The sequence below is a fragment of the Campylobacter sp. RM16187 genome, assembly GCF_025319965.1.
GTDB lineage: Bacteria > Campylobacterota > Campylobacteria > Campylobacterales > Campylobacteraceae > Campylobacter_A.
This window is the reverse complement of the sequence record NZ_CP012549.1, coordinates 516,404-536,760: the sequence shown is the minus strand read 5'-3', so window position 1 is coordinate 536,760 and position 20,357 is coordinate 516,404. Positions and strand designations below refer to the sequence as shown.

The window sequence follows — 20,357 nt, the reverse complement described above, 5'->3', positions numbered from 1 at the left end:
CACTCCTTACATATGCTTTGACCACGATGCCCCGCGCTCTTTTTGATAGACCTTATAAGGCAAAGTAAGTATATTAAACTCTCTTGGAAGATCAAGAGTAGGAAACACTCTCCACTCCTTAACCAAACGCTGAGAGAGTAACAAAGAGAGTTTATTGGCCAGCTGGTATCCCTCATTTAATGTCGTATGCCCTTTATGAATATAAAGATGCAGATGCCCTGGCGTCTTAGTCTCATAAGCTGTAAAATTTATATATCCCTCTTCCCTAAGCAATAATTGTGCCCTATGCCAAAACCTATCTGGCATCCTGCCATTATAATCAAATACAATATTTTCAACTTTATCAGTTGCACTTATTAAAGAGTGAGCGACCACTATCTTGCCTTCGGCATGATCTTTTATAACTTTATAGTTTAAAGGCTCGTCAACTCTTTCAAATTTATTGAAAAACACTCTGCCTTTATACTCAATCTTATTTACTATACTATCGCGCTTTATATAGTAATGATTAGTAATCATCTTAATAAGAGCGGTGTCAATGCTTTGCATTAAAATGTCGCTCTATCATAAATTATAAATTTGCTCGCAAGTTCTTTTAACTCGGCTTTTATTTTAGCTTGAACGGATGCATTATTAATATCATCCAGTACATCCGCGATTTTATTAGCAATTATCTCAAATTCGGCCTCTTTCATACCGCGCGCTGTTAACGCAGGGCTTCCTACGCGTATACCGCTTGTTACAAAAGGACTCCTTGTCTCGCCAGGAACAGTATTTTTATTTACTGTAATTCCAGCATTTCCAAGAGCTATATCTGCGTCTTTTCCACTAAATTCCTTATTCAAAAAGCTCATCAAAATAAGGTGATTATCAGTTCCGCCACTTACTAGGTCATATCCCCTAGAGAGCAATACTTCTGCTAGTTTTTTAGCATTAACCTTAACCTGTTTTGCATAAACTTTCCATTCTGGCGATAGATTATGTTTAAAGCCAACAGCCTTACCAGCTATCACATGAACCAATGGACCGCCTTGAATTCCTGGGAATATAGAAGAGTTTATTTTCTTGGCATACTCCTCATTATTTGTCATAATAATTCCACCTCTTGGGCCACGAAGAGTCTTGTGCGTAGTAGAACTTACGACATCACAATGCGGGAATGGATTTTGATGCTCGCCGGCAACCACAAGACCTGCGATATGAGCTACATCTGCGAACAGTATCGCACCAACCTCATCGGCTATATCTCTAAATTTTTTAAACTCAATCTCTCTTGTATAAGCACTAGCACCGCATACTATCAATTTTGGCTTCACTATTTTAGCAATATCTAAAACCCTATCATAGTTTATACGTCCATCAAGTTCAACACCATAAAAAAAGCTCTCATACATCTTGCCTGAGCTACTTACCTTAGAGCCATGAGTTAAGTGTCCTCCATGACTTAGATCCATACCTAAAATTTTATCTCCGGGATTTAAAAGTGCACCGTATACCCCCTGATTCGCCTGTGAGCCGGAATTAGGCTGAACGTTTGCAAACTCGCAACCAAAAAGCTCTTTGCATCTATCTATTGCGATTTGTTCGATCCGATCGACAAATTCACAACCACCGTAGTAGCGCTTACCAGGATATCCTTCTGCATATTTGTTTGTAAGAATAGAGCCCATTACTTCCATTACTTCAGGATAAGTAAAATTCTCACTAGCGATCATCTCAAGGTGATTGCACTGTCTTTTAAGCTCAAGCTCGGTCAGGTCAAATATAGCTTTATCAAAATCTTTTAAACTCATTTTAATTCTCCTTAATTTCTGTTTTAAGTGGCCTCATAGCAGGGAATAATACTACATCTCTAATCGATTTTTTATTAGTAAGAAGCATCACAAGCCTATCTATACCGATACCCTGTCCAGCTGTTGGAGGCATAGCATATCCAAGAGCCTTTACATAATCCTCATCCATCTCGTGAGCCTCGTCGTCTCCGGCATCTTTTGCTTCAATTTGAGAAGCAAAGCGATTGTATTGATCTATAGGATCATTTAACTCGTTAAATCCATTAGCTATCTCACGTCCTGCTATAAATAGCTCAAATCTCTCCGCAACATTTGGATTACTATCGCTTCTTCTTGATAGAGGACTTATTTCTATAGGAAAATCCATAACAAAAGTAGGATTTATTAGTCTTGCTTCTACATAGTTGTCAAAAAGCTCAGCTTGAAGATGCCCTAAGCTAAGCTTTTCATTAGCCTCAAATCCATCCTCTCTTAATTTAGCCAAAATTTTATACTTATCTTCTACAATATCAGGAGAAATCCTACCTATCTCAATAATAGCCTTTTTGTAATTTATTCTCGTAAAAGGTCTTGAAAAATCAATTTTTAACCCATCATACTCTACAATTTTTTCCATATCAAGCTTATCAAAAAGAACACCGAAAAGCTCTTCTGTTAGTCCCATTAAATCATGATATGTATGATATGCCCAGTAAAATTCAATACTTGTAAACTCAGGATTGTGCGTAAGATCCATGCCTTCGTTTCTAAAGTTTCTGTTCATCTCATATACAGCTTCAAAACCACCTACTATCAGACGTTTTAAATAAAGTTCTGGTGCAATTCTAAGATATCTATCTACACCTAAAGAGTTATGAAAGGTCACGAAAGGCTTTGCATTAGCACCGCCTGGAATCGGGTGCATCATAGGAGTTTCGACCTCCAAAAACCCTTTATCTTCAAAAAATCTTCTAATGGTGCTGATAATTATGGAACGCTTTTTAAAATCATTTCTAACATCGGGATTCATAATCATATCAAGGTATCTTTGGCGATATCTAGTCTCTATATCAACTAATCCGTGATACTTTTCAGGAAGAGGACAGATTGCTTTAGATGCTAGCTTTAGCTCGCTTACATGCATAGAGAACTCACCGGTTCTAGTTATAAACGCATATCCTCTTACAAAGATTATATCTCCGACCTCTATCTTTTTTTTAACTACCTTAAACCACTCTTCGTCAAGAGTTTTATTGCTAAAATAAATTTGTAAATTTCCATCTTCATCTTCAATATTGGCAAATATAGCCTTACCAGCGTCTCGTATCAGCTTTATGCGTCCGGCCAAGCTAACAAATTGACCCTCGGCATTCTTGCTTTCAGTATCTTTTATATGAGAAAATTTTAATCTAAATTTTGAGATATCCATATCACGTCTTAAAAAATGAGGATACGGACTTATCCCTATTTGCCTTAGTTCGTCGGCAGTTTGTAGCCTTTGAATTTCCAATTGGTTTTCAAATATCACTTTATTATTCCTTAGTATTTAAGCTTTTTTATTACATTCCTTACAGATTCCATAAAGTTGCATCATATGACCTGTTAATTTAAACCCATACTCTTTTGCTATATTGGATTGCCTTTTTTCTATCATAGGATCTTCAAATTCTATGATTATGCCGCAACGTCTACATATCATATGGTCGTGATGAGGCTTGGTGGCAAGCTCAAATTTTTTACCCTGAGAACCAAAACTTATAGATGTTACCATTTCTGATTCTTCTAGTAAATTTAAGGTTCTATAAACTGTAGCTATTCCTATGTTTAGTTCAGGATGAGCCTCTTTTATAAACAAATACAGCTTCTCCGGAGTAAAATGCTCGTCGTTATTGTAAAGGGTCTTTAACAAAATTTCTCGCTGTTGTGTATATTTAAGCCCATTATCTTTCAAAACTTTCTTAAATTTCTCAAGAAGAGCATCGTATTCTAAATTTTCAATCATTGTTACTACTCCTTCCTTGTATTATTTTGATCTTCGATAATAATAGCACTTTGCATGGTTTTATTATCTTCGGATTTGATACTATTATCTTGCGTGGTTGTATTATCCTCAATTTGAATCATATTATTTTTCATTTTATCAATAGGCGTTTGGATTCTCTCTTCTATACTTTTTTTTACACTATTTACATCTATATTCATTATCCATTTTCCAGCAGTTAAAAGAATAGGATATAGCTTACTATCTTTAAAGTATGGCTCGATTTTACTATTTAAAGCATGGATGTTTGAGACGGTTACCACTAAAACAGAAAAAATAAGGAAAATTTTTAAACTTCCCATTAAAAATCCGCCTACTCTATCTAAAAAACCAAGACCACTTAATCCCGCAAGTTTTGCTAAAAACATTCCAATACCGACACAAGTAATCCAAAAGACGATAAGGATTGATAAAAAACCTGCGAAAAATAGTATAGAATCACCTTCTATTTTATAGACATTGTCACTTATGATTTTACCTGCATCGCTAGCAAATCTACTAGCTACAACTATTCCGCCTATTAGTCCTAATAGTCCAAAGACCTCTCTTATTAGTCCATTTATTATGCCTTTAATGCCTAAAATCAAAACCGCAGCTAATATGCCAATATCAAAAATTGTTACGAAATCCATTTTACATTCCTATTAAATTTCCAAGCTCCTGCTGAGCTGTTGAGTATCTCATGGCCATCTCTTTTGTCACAAGCTTATTTTGTATAGCCTTCATTAAAGATTGCGTTTGTGTAGTCATACCGGTCATTTGCTGATTTAATTGCATTTGAGAGTAAATTTGATGAACTTTATTCTCTCTTATAAGGTTCGCAATAGCAGGATTGTTTATTAAAATTTCATGAACGGCCAAACGACCCCCGCCATTTTTAGGAAGCAAACTTTGTGAAATTACAGCTGTAAGAGAAACTGAGAGCATATTTCTAACTTGAAGCTGTTCTCCGCCCTCAAAGCTATCTATAATACGGTTAATTGTTTGAAGAGCCGAGTTTGTATGAAGCGTAGCAAAAACAAGGTGTCCAGTCTCTGCCGCAGTAATAGCAGTAGATATAGTCTCCCTATCTCTCATCTCGCCCACTAGTATGATATCCGGATCTTCACGAAGAGAATATTTAAGAGCTCTCGCATAAGAGTGTGTATCCGTGCCTATATTTCTATGGGAAAATAGAGATTTTTTATTCTGATGAACAAATTCTACCGGATCTTCAATCGTAATAACATGTTTTCTTTCATTTAAATTTATCTCATTTAGCATAGCAGCGAGAGTAGTTGATTTACCACTTCCCGTAGGTCCTGTAACAAGTATCATTCCCTTTTCGCGTTTTACAATCTCCTTAAAAATACTAGGAGTCTTTAGATCATCAAGAGATGGGATTTCGGTAGGTATTATACGAAATGCCGCAGCTAAATCACCATTCATAGTATAGTAGTAGTTACCTCTAAAGCGACCTATATTCGGAAGTTCTATCGCAAAGTCAAGCTCTCTATTCTCTTCAAGCTCACTCTTTTGTGCATCGGTAACAAGGGCATAGCATATATCTTGTATGTCATGACCGCTTAAAATTCCGAGCTCAAGAGGACGCAAAGTGCCATCTATTCTTATTTGAGGTTCACTTCTTGATACAAGATGAAGATCGCTTGCTTTATTGTGAACAACAGTCCTAAGCAGAGCTTCAAGGCTTATATTGCTATCGCTATACTTTTGCATCTTTACTACTCTATAATCTTAGGAACAACAAAAAAATGATCATTTCTTGCAGGCGCATTCTTCAAAATAACATCCACAACTTCAGACTTTATGTCAATATCATCTCTAAAAGGAGTTCCGCCTTCTATAGAGCTTACAACAGCCTTTAAATCATCCAAATCAAGCTCATTTAAAATATCTACAAAATTCAAAATCTCACTAAGTTGATTCTTGATCTCTTCACGCTTATCATCTCCAATTTTTAGAGAACTAAGCTTTTCAAGCTTAGTAAGCAAACTATCATCTATATTCATAAAGACCTCTTAAATTTTCAAAATTTGATGCATTATAACACATTTTAGCTTTAACTTCGCGAGATTTCAGATTTATTATGCTACAATTACAATCTTTTAATTACTAAATTTAAGGAAACAAATTGGCTATTAAAGACGATATAAAATCTATACAAGAAGAGCTAAATACTGAAGAAAAGTTTTTAGAAAATATAATAAAAAGTGAAAGATTCATAAAAAAATATAAAAAAATGATAATTATCGCTTTAGCTTTAGGAGTCTTGGGTATAGGCGGATACTATACTAACAAATTTATAAAAGAGCAAAATTTCAAAGCTGCAAACGAGGCCTATGCAAAACTTATAATAAATCCTAATGATGCAGAGGCAAAGGCGGATCTAAAATCAAAAGACATCTCCTTATATGCCCTATATCAATTTAAAAACTCTATGGAAAACAATGATAGCGCAACTTTAAAATCTCTGCTTAACGAGCCGATAGACGAACTCTTAAAAGATATAATAAAAGCTCAGCTGAATGAGCCTAGTGGGCAAATTTTAAATTCATACAAAACCCTAATAAAAGGATATATCCTAATAAGAGAGAACAAAATAGGCGAAGCTAAAAACGAGCTAAAAAAGATACCTCTCAATTCACAACTTCAATCTGTTGTTAAAAATTTTGAACACTATCAAGGAAATAGCAAATGAAAAAAATTTACACTATTATATCGATACTGTCTGCACTATTTTTACTAGGAGGATGCGGAACCAAAAGACAATATTTTGAGCCTGAAAATGTAGATTTAAGAGTGAATTTTGACTATACCCTTCCTTCTCATATTTTAACAACTAGCGTTAATGGGGCTATACTTAAAAACGGTATGGTTGTAACAAAAGACGGAGTATTATCAAATGATATCAGCTTTACAAAAGACACAATACTTTTAAACGCTTATGAAGACAAGATTATTACTTCTTCTCTAGATGGAAATTTGATAGTTACAGGCAAGACAAAAGAGGTGCTGTTTCAAAGAAGTTTTAATGAGGCAATAGTATCTGCTGCAATAGATGGCGATAAACTGGCTCTAGTAACTGCTTCAAACATAATATATCTAATAGACACAATAAAAAATATAAATTTATTAGAGTTTGAATCATCTGCCATATACACCCAGGACTCAAGAGCTGCAGCGCCTTATTTTATGAGCTCTTTAGTGATATTCCCGACTCTCGATGGTAAGATCATGATAGTGGATAAAAATCAGGGTAAAATTTTAAGAGATGTTGTTGTAAGCAGTGATGAATTCTTTAATAATATAATATTTTTAGACGTTATAAATGACACAATGATAGCGGCGACAGGAAAAAGGATAGTGGTTATCAATCCGGAAAGAACACTTTACTATAATGGCGAGATAAAAAATATAGTTTCGCATAAAGACAGACTATACATCTTGAAAAAAGATGGGGAAATTTTACTAACGGATCTAAATTTGCAGAAATTAAATTCCATAAATTTTAAATTTGCAATCTTTTCAAATGCGATCACGCTAGATGACCATTTATACATAATCGAGAAAAAGGGCTATCTGATAAAGGCGGATTTAGATCTTAAAAAGCACCAAATTTTTAGATTAAATGACGAGATAGACGACAAGAGCTTTATAAGCTTTAAGGAATTTTACTACGACAATAAATATCTTAAGTTAAAATGAGATGAGAGCCCGAATCTATAAAATTTTTGAAGACAAAAAGATTGTTTTAAAAGACCTAAAAGAGATTGACCTTAGTAAATTTACAAACAAAAGAACTCTTAATTGTGCTAGTGGCGTAGATTTAAAAGGTTTTTATACTCTTGTATTTATAAGAGAAGCTAAAAGTAGATTTTTAAAAAAAGAATTTGATGAAATTCTTGAAATTTACTCTAAAATCCAAGCTGACTTAGAGATAAATTTCAAGAAAAAAACTATATTTTATAGCTCGCCAATTTGCTCTAAAGCACAAAATTTAATGAAAGAAAACGGATTTAATTATGATTTTGTGTGATATAGGAAACACAAATGCAACTATATTTGAAGACGGAAAGATCTCAAAAATAAGTATAGATAAATTCCAAAATTTCAAGCGTAATGAGAAAATATACTATATAAGTGTAAATGACAGCATAAACCAAAAGCTTCAAAATGATAAAAACTTTGTAAATTTAGAGCCATTTTTTGAAATAGATACTATATATAAAACTCTTGGAATAGACAGGATAGCTAACTGCTACAGTATAGACGAGGGAGTAATAGTAGACGCCGGAAGCGCTATAACAATTGATGTCATGGCAAACAAAATGCATCTTGGAGGATGTATAGTGCCGGGTATTTCTCAAAGCCTAAAGACTTATGAAAACATATCTTCTCGATTAAAAATAGCTCTAAATTCGCAGATACAGCTTGATGCGCTACCTCAAAAGACTGCCGATGCCATAAGCTACGGTATAGTAAAGCCTATAGTTTTACTAATAGAAAATATCTCAAACAACTCTAAAATTTATTTTACAGGCGGAGATGGGGAGTTCTTATCCAGATTTTTCAAAAACGGAATATACGATAGAATACTCATCTTTAGAGGAATGCAAAAGCTTATAGAAGAAAAGGAAATTTTATGATAACAATCGCTCTTCCAAAGGGTCGAATAGCCGAAGAAACTCTAATGATTTTTAGGAAAATTTTTAAGACACCTTTTTTATTTGAAGATAGAAAACTCGTAATGAGCGAAGGGGGTTTTAAATTCTTAATGGTCAGAAACCAAGACATACCCGTATATATAGTAAACGGTGCTGCAGATATTGGAGTGGTTGGGCTTGATGTTTTAGAAGAGCATAAGCCGGACGTACTTAGGCTGCTCGATCTAAAAATAGGAAAATGCCGCGTATGCGTAGGGATAAAAGAAAGCGATAATCTGGACTATAGTGCGCCGGAGCTTAGAGTAGCCACTAAGATGCCAAACATATCCAGAAATTACTTTTCAACAAAGGCAACCGCACTAAAAATCATCAAGTTATATGGTTCCATTGAGCTTGCTCCGATTGTAGGGCTTAGCAATGCAATAGTAGATGTGGTCGAAACTGGGACTACAATGAAGCAAAACGGGCTTAAAGTAGCCGAAACAATAATGCACTCATCGGCCCATCTAATAGCAAATAAAAATAGCTTTATAATAAAAAAAGATGAGATCTTGTCGCTTTACGACAAGATAAAAAAAGAGATTGAAGATTAATTGCCTATTAAGAGTTGAAATTTTCTATCAAATCAGCAAAAACCTCATATAGCTTTTCGATCTCATTAACACTAACTCTCTCGTTAATAGCATGAATTCTATCGTTTATCACTCCAAATTCTACTACTTTGACACCAAATTCAGCTAAATACCTAGCATCACTTGTGCCACCCTTAGTATTTAGCTCAGGTATTACTCCACAAATTTTTATAACGGAACTTTGTATAGATTTTACTATTTTACTATCTTTATCGGTTAAAAATGGTTTTGCATTTTGGTTGATTTCAAGTTCATATTCAAATTCGCCAAATAGCTCTTTAATATAATCTTTTAAATTTTCTGCATTAGTTTGAATAGAATTTCTAACATTAAACATTACTTTTACTTCACCAGGCGTGACATTACAGACTTCCATACCTCCTCTTATATCAGTTATCACGATTTTACTAGGATCAAAAAATTCGCTTCCATTATCCATGTCATGCCCTGCAAATTTATAAAACACGCTTGCTAGTTGATGAACTGGATTTATGCACTTAGCAGGATATGCGGCGTGTCCTTGAACTCCTTTGATTATAAGTTTTCCATTTATAGATCCTCTACGCCCGACTTTAATGGTATCTCCAAGTATTTTATCGCAAGTTGGCTCAGCTACTACAGCAAAATCGGGCGACATATGATTTTCTTCCATAAATTTAAGCGCCTCTTTAGTACCGTAAATCGCATCTCCCTCTTCATCACTGGTCAATATAATAGACAGAGTTCCTTTAAAATTTTTAGCTTCTTTACAAGCGCAAACAAATGCCGCAACTCCCCCTTTCATATCTTGAGCGCCCCTAGCATATATAAAGCCATCTTTTAAAATTGGCTCAAAAGGATCACTATCCCAACCATTTCCAGGAGGCACAACATCAACATGACCGGCAAAAGCCAGATGTGGCCCATCGCCAAATTTTTTAGTCAAAATCAGATTTTTAACACCATTTTTATTTACAAAAATGGGCTTGAATTCATTACAAAAAGAGCTTATAAAATCTAAAGTTCCATCGTCTTTGGGTGTTATAGACTTAAACTTAAGAAGTTCAGTAAGAAAATTTATGACTTGCATACTATTTCCAATATTTTAAATTTTAAAGCAGTGAATCCGAAGGCTCGCCTAGATAAAATCCTTGGAATTCATCTACTCCAAGATCTACGCAAGCTTCAAAAACACTCTTTGAATGCACAAATTCGGCAACTATAGTGATATTAAGCTTTTTGGCGAATGCTATTATAGCTCCGGCTACAGAGCGTGAATCATCATCAATATCTACATTTTTTATTATAGAGCCGTCTAATTTAATATAATCAGGTTTTATCCTTAATAAATATGAAAAATTGCTATATCCTGAGCCAAAATCATCTATAGCTATCTTAACTCCCATATTTTTAACGCGCTCTATAAATTTAATAACCCTCTCCAAATTCTCAAGGTTCTCATCCTCCAGTATTTCAAAAACTACACGATTTGCGATCTTATATCTATTGATTCTATCTATTATAAATACGCTCATATCGCCATCTGTCATATCTCTACCTGATAAATTTACCGATATTACCGCTTCTGGCTTATCAGCTATAAGCTTAAAGCTCTTTTCCAAAAGCATTTTTTCTATATCAACATACCTCTTAATGCGTTTTGATACATCTAAAAAAACATTGGGTGATATTATCTCCCTGCTATTTTGTATACGAGCCAACATCTCATACTTAACAACCTGTTTTTTTGCATTAAATATAGGCTGATAGAAAGGGATAATCCTATCATTTATAATTGCATTTCTAATTAAATTTGAACGCTTAATCTGCTCAACATATTGCGTTGTATCATCGATGCTTTTGAGGTAACAAAAATAATCTTTACCATTACTTTTTGCATGCTCCAAAGCTAGCATAGCCTTTTTAAAGGTATCAAACTCATCAAGAGAAAATCCTACAGTGCAATGCACCTCTATTAGATCTTGCTTATCTTCATCCTCTCTCTCAACATCTATAATAAGACCCTTTAATGTATCCAATAATTTTGCAGCAAGCTCCTCATATCTATCTATGAAGAAATTTTTATCTTCTACAAAAGTAAATTGATCCGCTCCCGTCCTATATACCGTCATTCCCTCTTTGTCGGCTATTCTTCTTGTAAGTTCAGCAAGATATACTAAAACCTGATTACATATCTTATAGCCAAAATAGTTATTCATTTTTCTAAAATTATCTATATCCATAATAACTATTTTAGGATTTTTCATAGACTCTATATCTCTTTGTAAAGACTCTTTATTTGGCAGTCCTGTCAATATGTCAAAATAAAGCCTATACTCTATTTCAGAATTTTTTTTAGTAAGCTCTGAATTAATTTTAGTCATTATATAATGGCTTGTTTTTAAGTTTCTAAAAAATAAAAAATATTGAAATAGAGCTATTACAAGTATTAAAGTCGTTACAACTATTGTAGTTTTCATATTTACGATAACCCACTCTTTAAAGTAAGGGTCGCCAAAACCTGAAATTTTAGCATTATGAAGCATACGATAGCCGATAATTATATCTTTATATTTTTTAAAATAACAAACTAAAATTTTATTATCAGGCACTAGTTTAATATTTTTATAGTGGTCGCTATTAATTAGATTTTGATATCTTCTTGCGTCCATATCACAAATCTCATGGGGCATAGGTTTATTAATAAGGTCGGGATATTCTGAACTGGCTAAAACAATAAATTCTTTTTTAGTTTCAGAACCCTGTAATATCCAAGTAGGAATTGCCTTAGTCTCTTTTGTGTATTCTTGAAATTTTGCTATATCTTCTCTGGCGATATCTTTATAAATCATCTCTACAACATTCATAAAAGACTCTACTTTCTGATTTATGGATATATCCACGGGATGTTCAATAGATCCTTTATATTTAATACTGAAAATATAAAAAATGATAGCAATATAACATATAAATAATATTGTTACAGGTAGTATTACAAATAGTCTAGTTGATTTCTTTAAATCGAAATTTTGCATTAGAACTTCTTAAGCCTCTTTTTTATAAGACAAACTACCTTGCATTTTATCATCTTTTGTTTTAAAAAGCTATTAACAACCATCAATAAAATATCTATCTATAAAAATAACTTATAAAGCATATTTAACGCAAATACTACTAATATAATTGCACATACAATATTCATCCATTTTACTAAATTACGAGAGATAAATTTAGCACTTTTATAGACTCCAAAAGGCATAGACACTATCCATATAAAAATAGCGACAACAAGCCCGACCATAACTAAATATACATTCTCAAAGCTTTTAGCATAGCTTGTCACACTAAGCCAAAAGCCTACCGTATAAGGATTTGTAAGAGTTACCAAGAAACCTTTAAAATAATTTCTAAGAAAATTTCCTTTGATTGCTCCAATCTGCTCATCTACTCTTATAGGTTTATTGGAATTTTTAAGTATAAGATATGATATATAAAAAAGATAACAGATACCAAAAGTCCCTATAATTTTTGAGACAGTATCGCCATTTAAATATTCAAGCAGACCAAAGACCAAAAGCGCAAGATAAAATATATCAGCACTCATGGCTCCAAGCCCTATAGCAAAAGCTATCCAAAACGATTTTAGAGCAGCTGTCATTATCATTATATTTATAGGGCCTATTGGGACCGCCGCACCAAAACCAAAAAACAACCCTTGCAAAAATGCCGTCAAATCAATCCTTTAAAATTTCATATTAAGTAGTATAAATTGATAGATTTGGACTACTAAAGACGAATAATCTTTGCTCCAAAACCACCCTGATTTGGCGGTGCATCAAAAAATTCCTTTACACTAGGATGCTCTCTTAAAAAATTCTTGACCGCATAAGCAAGTTTACCTGTGCCTATACCGTGAAATACGCTTACCTCATCAAAACCCATCACAAGGCTATCGCTTATAAATTTATCCAATTTATCTATCGCCTCATCAGCACGCATTCCGTGCAGATCAAGCACTACATTTGCACTTCTTGGCTTTTGTATTTTCAAATTTACTTCTGATTTTTGTGGTGCAGATGGCGGATTTCCACTCTTTTTTAACATCTTTATAGGCACCCTCAAGCTTACGGCATCGGTTTGTATAGTCACATCGCTTTTGCTTAAATTTATCACCACCCCCTTTATTTTGCCATATTTTACATGATCTCCCACATTTAGCTCAGGCGCAGTGGCAACTTCTGGTTTTACTATCGTTTTTTTAGCTTCATTAGCCCTGTTTAAAGCGCGCTGTTTCTCTTTGGTATCATCTAAATTTATAGCTCTTTTGGCCTCATTTATAGCCTTAAAATACTCTCTTTCAAGTCTATTTACAATCTCTTGCTGCTCAATTTCAAAACGCTCTTTTTGATCTCTTAAGCTGTCTATTAGGCTGTCTAATTTTTGTTCTTTTTTGAGTGTATTTTCAAGCCTTTCTTTTAGCTCAACCTCTAAATTTAGAGTCTTTGAGATTATTTCATTTAAATTTTCTTTATCTTCTCCGTAAAGCCTCTTAGCCTCGCTTACCAAATTTTGAGAGATTCCGTATCTAGCCGCTGTTTCAAAGGCATATGATTTACCAATAGTTCCTTTTAAAAACTCGAATTTCGGACGAGAATTTGCTTCGTCATAAAGTGCCGCCACAAGCTCAACCTCGCTATTTTTGGCAAGTATCATGGCTAAACGTTTGTGGTGGGTTGTAATTATCATCTTAATATCTTGAGATATAAGCTTTTCTATCATTACCCCATATAAGCTTGCAGCCTCTTCAAAATCCGTTCCAAGCTCTATCTCATCAATACCGATTAGCAAATTTTTCTTTGTAAAAAGTTTAGAAAAATGCATCATCCTGCCAGCAAAAGTTGAGATATCGTTCTTTACGTTTTGCGGATCTTCGATGATGGTATCAAACTCCTTAAATCCGCCTATGCGAGAGTTAAGAGGATCTATTCTCATAGGCAAAAGATACTTCGCCATAAAAGAAGCAGCTATTATTGATTTTAGTAGCATAGATTTACCGCCAGCATTTACACCGGTTATCAAAAGAACTTTTTTACTAAAATCCACACTTACACTCTTTGGGTTTTTAAGCGCAGGATGGGCGAAATTTTTAAGAATTATCTTATCTGAGTTATCACTTAAAACAAACTCGTAATCCAAGCTTCTAGCTGTCAAAACTCTTGCACTATAGGCGTCAAAAAGATCAAAGGCTGTGTTTATAAATTTTAAAAATAATAAATTTTTGTGAAAAACTCCGCTAATCTGCTTTGCATATTCATAAATTATTTGCTCTTTTTTATCTATTAGCTCACTTTGCTCTTTTTTTAACTTTTCTATATTCGCCGGCATTATATAAAAATATCCGCTAGCGCTACGCCCTATAACGGTGCCTTTTAAAGCGTGATTAAAGCCTCCTCTAACTAGCAACGCCTCTTGACTGTTTATAAAATGCACCTGTGTATCGACAAGATAAGGAGTTATCGACTTAGAATATATAAGCCTTTTCATGTCGGCATCAATTTGCGCTTTTTTTGTGTTAAAAGCGGCTCTTATGCCAACCAATCTCTCATCTATCTCATCTTTTAACTCACCATTTTTATCAAAATAGTTTGCAGCTTTCAAAACCGCTTCCGGAATTTCTATCTTTGCAAGCCACTCTCCAAGTTTTTTCTCAAATTTTAGAGTTTTTAGATAGGTAAAATATCTGATAATTTTGGCAAATTCGTAAATTTCACTTATATGAAGTATTGCTTGTTTGCTAAGGCGCATTAGTGCATCGTCTAAATTTGCGGTATTCTCCGGCTCTTTAAACTCCATTAAAGAGAGTTCGATAATCTTTTCATAGTGAAGTCTTGTGTCTCCAGGCATAAAAAGAGGCTTTTCGCGGGCCAAAAATGAGCTAAATTTAGCGATATATTCAGTCAAATCAAGGGTTTGAATAAGCCTATCCACTTACTTCGCCTCGCAATTTTTAATATCTACTTTTATGCTACGAAGCTCTGTGATTGCGCGTTTTGCAACAAAAGAGGAGGTGCCAAATTCGTAATTAAATTTTGAATTATTTACTTCAATATCTCCACACTTTAAAATTTTTCCTTGATTAAAAAGTGTTAAAATTTCTTGAGATTTAGCCTGTCTATTTTCAAACTCAAATTGATAAAAACAAGCGGCTGCGCAAACAATAGATATGACTATCGTAAGCATTACTTTAGCCTTTAGACTAAGGCTTTCATGTTTTATGCTAAATAGCAAAACAACCAGTAAAAGAGCCGCTAAAATAAATAAAATTCTCATAAAATTCCCCTTAACTGATATGTGATATCTCCTGCTCCAAAGCCTATTACAAGCCCGTCATCAAGCAAATTTTTTACTCCAAATTCATCTATAAATCCGATAGCATCGCCTTCTCGCTCAACTTTTTTAGTCATTACCGGATTATACTCTTTAAATTCCTCTTTCAGATCTATAACTATAGGTGTCTCACCAGCCGCATATACAGGTAAAATTACAAGCTCGTCTATGCCTTTAAAACTCTCTTTGAAAGCATCCAAATTCGCACTAAGTCTAGTATATCTATGTGGCTGAAATATGGCTGTAACTTTTGAAATTCCAAGTAACTTAGCATATTCAAATGCAGATTTTAAAGTAGCTTTAATCTCAGTAGGATGGTGTCCATAGTCATCTATAAGTACAAAATTACGACTTGCAGTCAGTATATCAAAGCGCTTTTTTATCCCTTTAAAATTTAGCAAATTTTCTCTAATTGAACTTAAAGATACTTCGTTAATCGCCGCTAAAATGGCTAAACTAGCATCGATTGCTATATATTCGCCCATTCCAAGCACCTCAAATTTGCCCAAATTTTTAAGATTAAATGTGGTATAAGGGACAAAATCTCTTACAACCATCTTCATATCGGTAATATCAACGCTTGGATTTAGTCTAACCGCCTCTATTTTTAAAGTACTTAAAAACTCATCTTCGGCATTTATCACCCTAACTTTAGCACGCTCTAAAAATCCGCGATATGCGGCATGAAATTTCTCCAAATCATGCTCGTAGTGTTCCATATGTTCGGGCTCTGCATTGGTTACGACAGCAAGATACGGGTTTGAGTTTAAAAAGCTAGAATCACTCTCGTCAGCTTCAAATATCACATTTTCATGAGCTTCATATTTCATATTGGAGTTAAACTGCTTAGAGATCGCACCTATGATTACAGAGCCTTCAAGAAGGCCGGATAGCATCGCAGAAGTAGTGCTTTTGCCATGAGCTCCCGCCACCGCAAATACACGTTTACCCTCCAAAACCATAGGCAATGCCTCTTTGCGAGATAAGCACTTTATGCCTTTATTTTTAGCCTCGATAAGTTCGATATTATCGCTCTTTATAGCTGCTGAATATATGACGAAATCTTGATCTTTGATAGCCTCTTTGCAGTGAGGAGTGATGACTTTAATGCCTTGATTTTGCAGCTCTATAGTAGTTGGACTCTCTTTGATATCGCTACCGCTTATCTCAAAACCTTTTTCATTTAAAAACCTAGCGATTGCCGAAATTCCTATGCCGCCTATACCTATAAAATGGACTTTTTTCAAAATTTGACCTTGAATTAAAATTTATATCGATTATATCCAAAAGAGACTTAGATACTTTTAGCTATTTAAAATAAGAAATTAGACAATTTAAACAAGTCCTCTCTTGTGAAGTATCTTTCTAAATTCCCACAAATTTCTGGCATTACCAATCTTTTGCTTACTAACCTTTGCCAGTAACATCTCTTCGCCGTTTCCAAGACTGGCTTCAACTTCACCTAAAGGATCAATAAGCATCGTATCTCCGTAAAAATTCCACTGACCGGCGGTTACCTTATGATTTCCCACGCGATTTACCCGTAAAATATATGTATTATTCGTAAAAGCTCTAGTCTTTAAAAGCTCTTCCCAGCGATTTTCACTAAAAAAAGTGCTCGCAGTCGGCATTACTATGATATCTACTTTTTTATTCATCATATACGCCCAGGCAGGGTCAAAGTGAGATTCGTAACCAAACATCACACCGATTTTAAATTTTTCATGCATAAAGGTCATAAAATTTATCTTGTCCTCTTGAGCATTATTAAAGAATTTCGCCTCATTCCAGTGTGAATACGGCATTAAAATTTGCTGTTCATGAAATTTGACTCCGCTATTATTAAATTTTGCAACGACTTTTATAAATTCCTTTCCTTTGCTTAAAACAAAAGGCGCAACTATAGTCAAATCATATTTACTGGCAAGATTTAAAAGCGACTCTTTTTTCCTCTCACTCTGCTCTTTTATAATGCTTTTAGGCATGGTCTCAAGCTCTTTAAAAAAGCTATTTAGAACATACTCTCCAAGCACTACAAGACGAGCATCCTCATCGGCACACATCTTAAAATAATAATCAAGTCTAGAATCGCTCATAGGTTGAGTTGCAAGCTGCAATGCACAAATTTTACTCATCTTTTTCATCCTCTATTTCGTTTATGACAAGCTTGGCGTTTTGTAAAATTTTAGCCGCCTCATCAAGTAGCTTTTTGCCCTCTTTGTGAAGCTTTACACTCTCCTCTAGACTGATATTCTCATCGCTTAATCGCTCTAAAATTTCATTTGCCTTTATAAGCTTATCTTCAAACTGATCCTGTCTTATCTCTTCACTCATTTTAAAACCTTTTTTACATGATCTTCAAATTTATCAATCTCAACTAAAAACGCATCATGTCCGTAGCTGCTATTTATCTCGATATATTCGCACTCGCAGGCTTTTTCAAGCTTAGCAAGCTCGTCCGCCATCTCCTTCATACAACTTGGCGGAAAGAGTATATCGCCGCTAAATGATATGAGAGTAAGCCTTGCTTTGATACAAGAAAGCGCGTCACCAAGGCTATCATAATGCCTCGTGCAGTCAAAGATATTCATCATCTTAACGATATAAAGATAGCTCAGCGGATCAAAGCGCTTTGGGAAATTATGCCCGTTATACTCCATATATCTATCTACTTGAAAGCGCCCCGTAAGCTCGTAAAGTCCGTCTGTCTCGACATAGTTTCTGCCAAATTTCACGTCCATCGACTCAGGACTTAAAAAGCTAATATGCCCTACCATCCTGCCAAGCGCCATGCCGACAAGTCCGCTTTCTGCGATATCGTTTGGATCGTATTCGCCGTCTTTAAATTCCTTGTCGCGCAAGATGCCTTCGATTGCGATTTTATTAAATGCGATCGCCCAAGGTTTAGTCTGATAAGTGCTCGCCATGATGATTACATTTTTTGCAAAATCAGGAAATTCAATCGCAAAGCAAAGTGCCTGCATACCGCCAAGGCTACCGCCGATAACTGCGTGAGCCTGCTTTATGCCAAGTCTTTTAAAAAGCTTCATCTGAGCTTTTACCACATCGCTTATCGTAAGGACTGGAAACCTTAAGCGATACTGTTTACCCGTGCTTTTTTCTATACTAAGCGGATTTGTGGATCCAAAATTTGAGCCTAAAATATTTACGCAAATGACAAAAAACTTATTCGTATCAACCGCTTTGCCATCACCTATGAAGTTATCCCACCAGCCTGATTTCGTATCGTTTTCATACCTGCCTGCGGCATGGTGTGAGCCGGTAAGTGCGTGGCAGATGACAATAACGTTGCTTTTATCCTGATTTAAATTTCCGTAAGTTTCATAAACAAGCTCAAAATTTGAGAGAATTCGACCGCTCTCAAGGTAAAGCGGTTCGTCAAATTTCTCTCTTTTGGTTTTTAAATTTAACACTAATTAACTTTATAGTTCGGTGCTTCTTGTGTTATAACGACGTCATGAACGTGACTTTCTTTAAGTCCCGCACTGGTAATCTCAACAAATTCGGCCCTTTCTTGAAGAGTTGGTATATCTTTTGAGCCCATATAGCCCATTGCGCTTCTAAGTCCGCCTAAAAGTTGATGCACAACATCTTTTACACTTCCCACATATGGCACACGACCCTCTACGCCTTCCGGTACAAGCTTATCTTGAGCTGTGCCTTCCTGAAAATATCTATCAGAACTTCCTTTGGTCATAGCTCCGATAGAGCCCATACCTCTATATACTTTATATTGTCTTCCTTGGAAAGTTATAACTTCTCCTGGACTCTCCTCGCATCCTGCAAGCAAGCTTCCGGCCATAACGCAACTAGCGCCTGCAGCAAGAGCCTTAGCTATATCTCCTGAATACTTAATTCCACCATCTGCTATAACAGGAATGCCATATTTTTTAGCCTCGTTTGCACAGTCATCTATGGCTGAAATTTGCGGCACTCCTACTCCCGCTATAATTCTTGTAGTACAAATCGATCCGGGACCGATTCCTACTTTTATGCCGTCTGCTCCTGCCTCTGCCAAGTCTTTAACTGCAGCTGGATTTGCGATATTTCCAACAACTACATCTACATTAAAATTTGCTTTTACCTGTTTTAGAGTATCTATGATACCTTTTGAGTGTCCATGCGCAGAGTCCATAACTATAACATCCACGCCAGCTTCCACAAGAGCTTTAGCCCTATCAAACTGTCCTACGCCAATAGCAGCAGCAACACGAAGCCTGCCATATCTATCTTTATTGGCATTTGGATACTCTTTACGTTTTTTAAGATCTTTTATCGTTATAAGTCCTTCAAGATGTCCATCTTTATCGACTATAGGGAGCTTTTCTACTCTATTTTGACTAAAAATTTTCTCAGCATCATCAAGAGTGCAGCCCTTTGGAGCGGTTATCAAAGGAGCCTTTGTCATACGATCTTTTACAAGCACTCTTCTATCGTTTTCAAACCTCAAATCACGGTTTGTTAAAATTCCAATCAGTTTATTTTCGCTATCCACAACAGGAACTCCTGAGATATGAAGATCTGCCATCATATCAAGTGCATCACCAACCGTCGCATCTGGAGATATAGATATGGGATCTATTATGACCCCGCTTTCGCTCTTTTTTACTCGTCTTACTTCGTGAACTTGAGAGGCTATGTCCATATTTTTATGTATTACCCCTATGCCACCTAAACGAGCCATCATAATGGCTGTCCTGTGTTCGGTAACCGTATCCATAGCAGCCGATACAATAGGGATATTTAAAGTAATGTTTTTAGAAAATACACTCTTTATACTAACTTCTTTGGGTAAAATTTCAGAATACTGCGGAACTAAAAGTACGTCCTCAAAGGTGAGAGCTCTTTTAACTATCTTCAT

22 protein-coding genes are annotated in these 20,357 nt (G+C 35.2%); 5 read left to right on the top strand and 17 right to left on the bottom strand.

The genetic code is table 11. The features are described from left to right. Positions 1-6 precede the first annotated feature (6 nt). Genes CDOMF_RS02970 through gatC form a run of 7 tightly spaced genes read right to left on the bottom strand, consistent with a single transcriptional unit; the run spans position 7 to position 5,822 of the window. Entirely contained in the window at positions 7-549 is a 543-nt protein-coding gene (locus CDOMF_RS02970) for a DUF1882 domain-containing protein (RefSeq protein ID WP_170018594.1), read from the bottom strand. Continuing rightward, on the bottom strand, positions 549-1,793 hold the full coding sequence (locus CDOMF_RS02965) for a serine hydroxymethyltransferase (protein ID WP_260952383.1): 1,245 nt from the start codon (positions 1,791-1,793) through the stop codon (positions 549-551). The genes CDOMF_RS02970 and CDOMF_RS02965 overlap by 1 nt, the downstream gene beginning before the upstream one ends. Before the next feature lies 1 nt (position 1,794). Next, a complete protein-coding gene (gene lysS, locus CDOMF_RS02960) occupies positions 1,795-3,297 on the bottom strand; it encodes a lysine--tRNA ligase (RefSeq protein ID WP_260953116.1) in 1,503 nt (500 codons plus the stop codon). A 21-nt stretch (positions 3,298-3,318) separates the two neighbouring features. Further along, positions 3,319-3,774, bottom strand: a complete 456-nt coding sequence (locus CDOMF_RS02955) for a Fur family transcriptional regulator (protein ID WP_260952382.1) — start codon at positions 3,772-3,774, stop codon at positions 3,319-3,321. A 5-nt stretch (positions 3,775-3,779) separates the two neighbouring features. Continuing rightward, positions 3,780-4,445, bottom strand: a complete 666-nt coding sequence (locus CDOMF_RS02950) for a CvpA family protein (protein WP_260952381.1) — start codon at positions 4,443-4,445, stop codon at positions 3,780-3,782. A gap of 1 nt (position 4,446) precedes the next feature. Next, on the bottom strand, positions 4,447-5,529 hold the full coding sequence (locus CDOMF_RS02945; RefSeq protein ID WP_260952380.1) for a type IV pilus twitching motility protein PilT: 1,083 nt from the start codon (positions 5,527-5,529) through the stop codon (positions 4,447-4,449). A gap of 5 nt (positions 5,530-5,534) precedes the next feature. Further along, positions 5,535-5,822 (bottom strand): Asp-tRNA(Asn)/Glu-tRNA(Gln) amidotransferase subunit GatC, encoded by a 288-nt coding sequence (gatC, locus tag CDOMF_RS02940; protein WP_260952379.1) that lies wholly within the window; start codon positions 5,820-5,822, stop codon positions 5,535-5,537. A 122-nt stretch (positions 5,823-5,944) separates the two neighbouring features. On the opposite strand from gatC, the gene CDOMF_RS02935 reads away from it, so the two are divergent. Genes CDOMF_RS02935 through hisG form a run of 5 tightly spaced genes read left to right on the top strand, consistent with a single transcriptional unit; the run spans position 5,945 to position 9,070 of the window. Then, entirely contained in the window at positions 5,945-6,511 is a 567-nt protein-coding gene (locus CDOMF_RS02935; RefSeq protein ID WP_170018599.1) for a hypothetical protein, read from the top strand. Next, positions 6,508-7,518, top strand: coding sequence for a PQQ-like beta-propeller repeat protein (locus tag CDOMF_RS02930; protein ID WP_260952378.1), 1,011 nt, complete (start codon positions 6,508-6,510; stop codon positions 7,516-7,518). Before CDOMF_RS02935 ends, CDOMF_RS02930 begins: the two co-directional genes overlap by 4 nt. A 1-nt stretch (position 7,519) precedes the next feature. Next, on the top strand, positions 7,520-7,849 hold the full coding sequence (locus CDOMF_RS02925) for a hypothetical protein (RefSeq protein WP_170018601.1): 330 nt from the start codon (positions 7,520-7,522) through the stop codon (positions 7,847-7,849). After that, on the top strand, positions 7,836-8,459 hold the full coding sequence (locus CDOMF_RS02920; RefSeq protein WP_260952376.1) for a type III pantothenate kinase: 624 nt from the start codon (positions 7,836-7,838) through the stop codon (positions 8,457-8,459). The genes CDOMF_RS02925 and CDOMF_RS02920 overlap by 14 nt, the downstream gene beginning before the upstream one ends. Further along, entirely contained in the window at positions 8,456-9,070 is a 615-nt protein-coding gene (gene hisG / locus CDOMF_RS02915) for an ATP phosphoribosyltransferase (protein WP_260952375.1), read from the top strand. Before CDOMF_RS02920 ends, hisG begins: the two co-directional genes overlap by 4 nt. A gap of 7 nt (positions 9,071-9,077) precedes the next feature. Here hisG and dapE read toward each other — a convergent pair whose 3' ends face one another. From dapE to guaB, 10 genes are all read right to left on the bottom strand, one after another. Beyond that, positions 9,078-10,178 carry a succinyl-diaminopimelate desuccinylase gene (dapE, locus tag CDOMF_RS02910; protein ID WP_260952374.1) on the bottom strand — a complete coding sequence of 367 codons (1,101 nt, stop codon included), beginning with the start codon at positions 10,176-10,178 and terminating at the stop codon, positions 9,078-9,080. Between the two features lie 22 nt (positions 10,179-10,200). Beyond that, complete coding sequence (locus tag CDOMF_RS02905; protein WP_260952373.1) at positions 10,201-11,955, bottom strand: EAL domain-containing protein; 1,755 nt, start codon at positions 11,953-11,955, stop codon at positions 10,201-10,203. Between the two features lie 266 nt (positions 11,956-12,221). Then, the gene (locus CDOMF_RS02900; RefSeq protein ID WP_260952372.1) at positions 12,222-12,821 is read right to left on the bottom strand and encodes a LysE family translocator; all 600 of its coding nucleotides are present in this window, start codon (positions 12,819-12,821) and stop codon (positions 12,222-12,224) included. A 53-nt stretch (positions 12,822-12,874) separates the two neighbouring features. Beyond that, the gene (locus tag CDOMF_RS02895; protein ID WP_260952371.1) at positions 12,875-15,076 is read right to left on the bottom strand and encodes an endonuclease MutS2; all 2,202 of its coding nucleotides are present in this window, start codon (positions 15,074-15,076) and stop codon (positions 12,875-12,877) included. Beyond that, positions 15,077-15,418, bottom strand: coding sequence for a hypothetical protein (locus CDOMF_RS02890; protein WP_260952370.1), 342 nt, complete (start codon positions 15,416-15,418; stop codon positions 15,077-15,079). Continuing rightward, positions 15,415-16,722, bottom strand: coding sequence for a UDP-N-acetylmuramate--L-alanine ligase (murC, locus tag CDOMF_RS02885; protein ID WP_260952369.1), 1,308 nt, complete (start codon positions 16,720-16,722; stop codon positions 15,415-15,417). Before murC ends, CDOMF_RS02890 begins: the two co-directional genes overlap by 4 nt. A gap of 87 nt (positions 16,723-16,809) precedes the next feature. Then, positions 16,810-17,610: a carbon-nitrogen hydrolase family protein gene (locus tag CDOMF_RS02880; protein WP_260952368.1), complete on the bottom strand. Its 801-nt coding sequence runs from the start codon at positions 17,608-17,610 to the stop codon at positions 16,810-16,812. Beyond that, complete coding sequence (gene xseB / locus CDOMF_RS02875; protein ID WP_260952367.1) at positions 17,603-17,809, bottom strand: exodeoxyribonuclease VII small subunit; 207 nt, start codon at positions 17,807-17,809, stop codon at positions 17,603-17,605. The genes CDOMF_RS02880 and xseB overlap by 8 nt, the downstream gene beginning before the upstream one ends. Further along, on the bottom strand, positions 17,806-18,909 hold the full coding sequence (gene metX / locus CDOMF_RS02870) for a homoserine O-acetyltransferase MetX (protein ID WP_260952366.1): 1,104 nt from the start codon (positions 18,907-18,909) through the stop codon (positions 17,806-17,808). Before metX ends, xseB begins: the two co-directional genes overlap by 4 nt. Further along, a complete protein-coding gene (guaB, locus tag CDOMF_RS02865) occupies positions 18,909-20,357 on the bottom strand; it encodes an IMP dehydrogenase (RefSeq protein ID WP_169974371.1) in 1,449 nt (482 codons plus the stop codon). Before guaB ends, metX begins: the two co-directional genes overlap by 1 nt.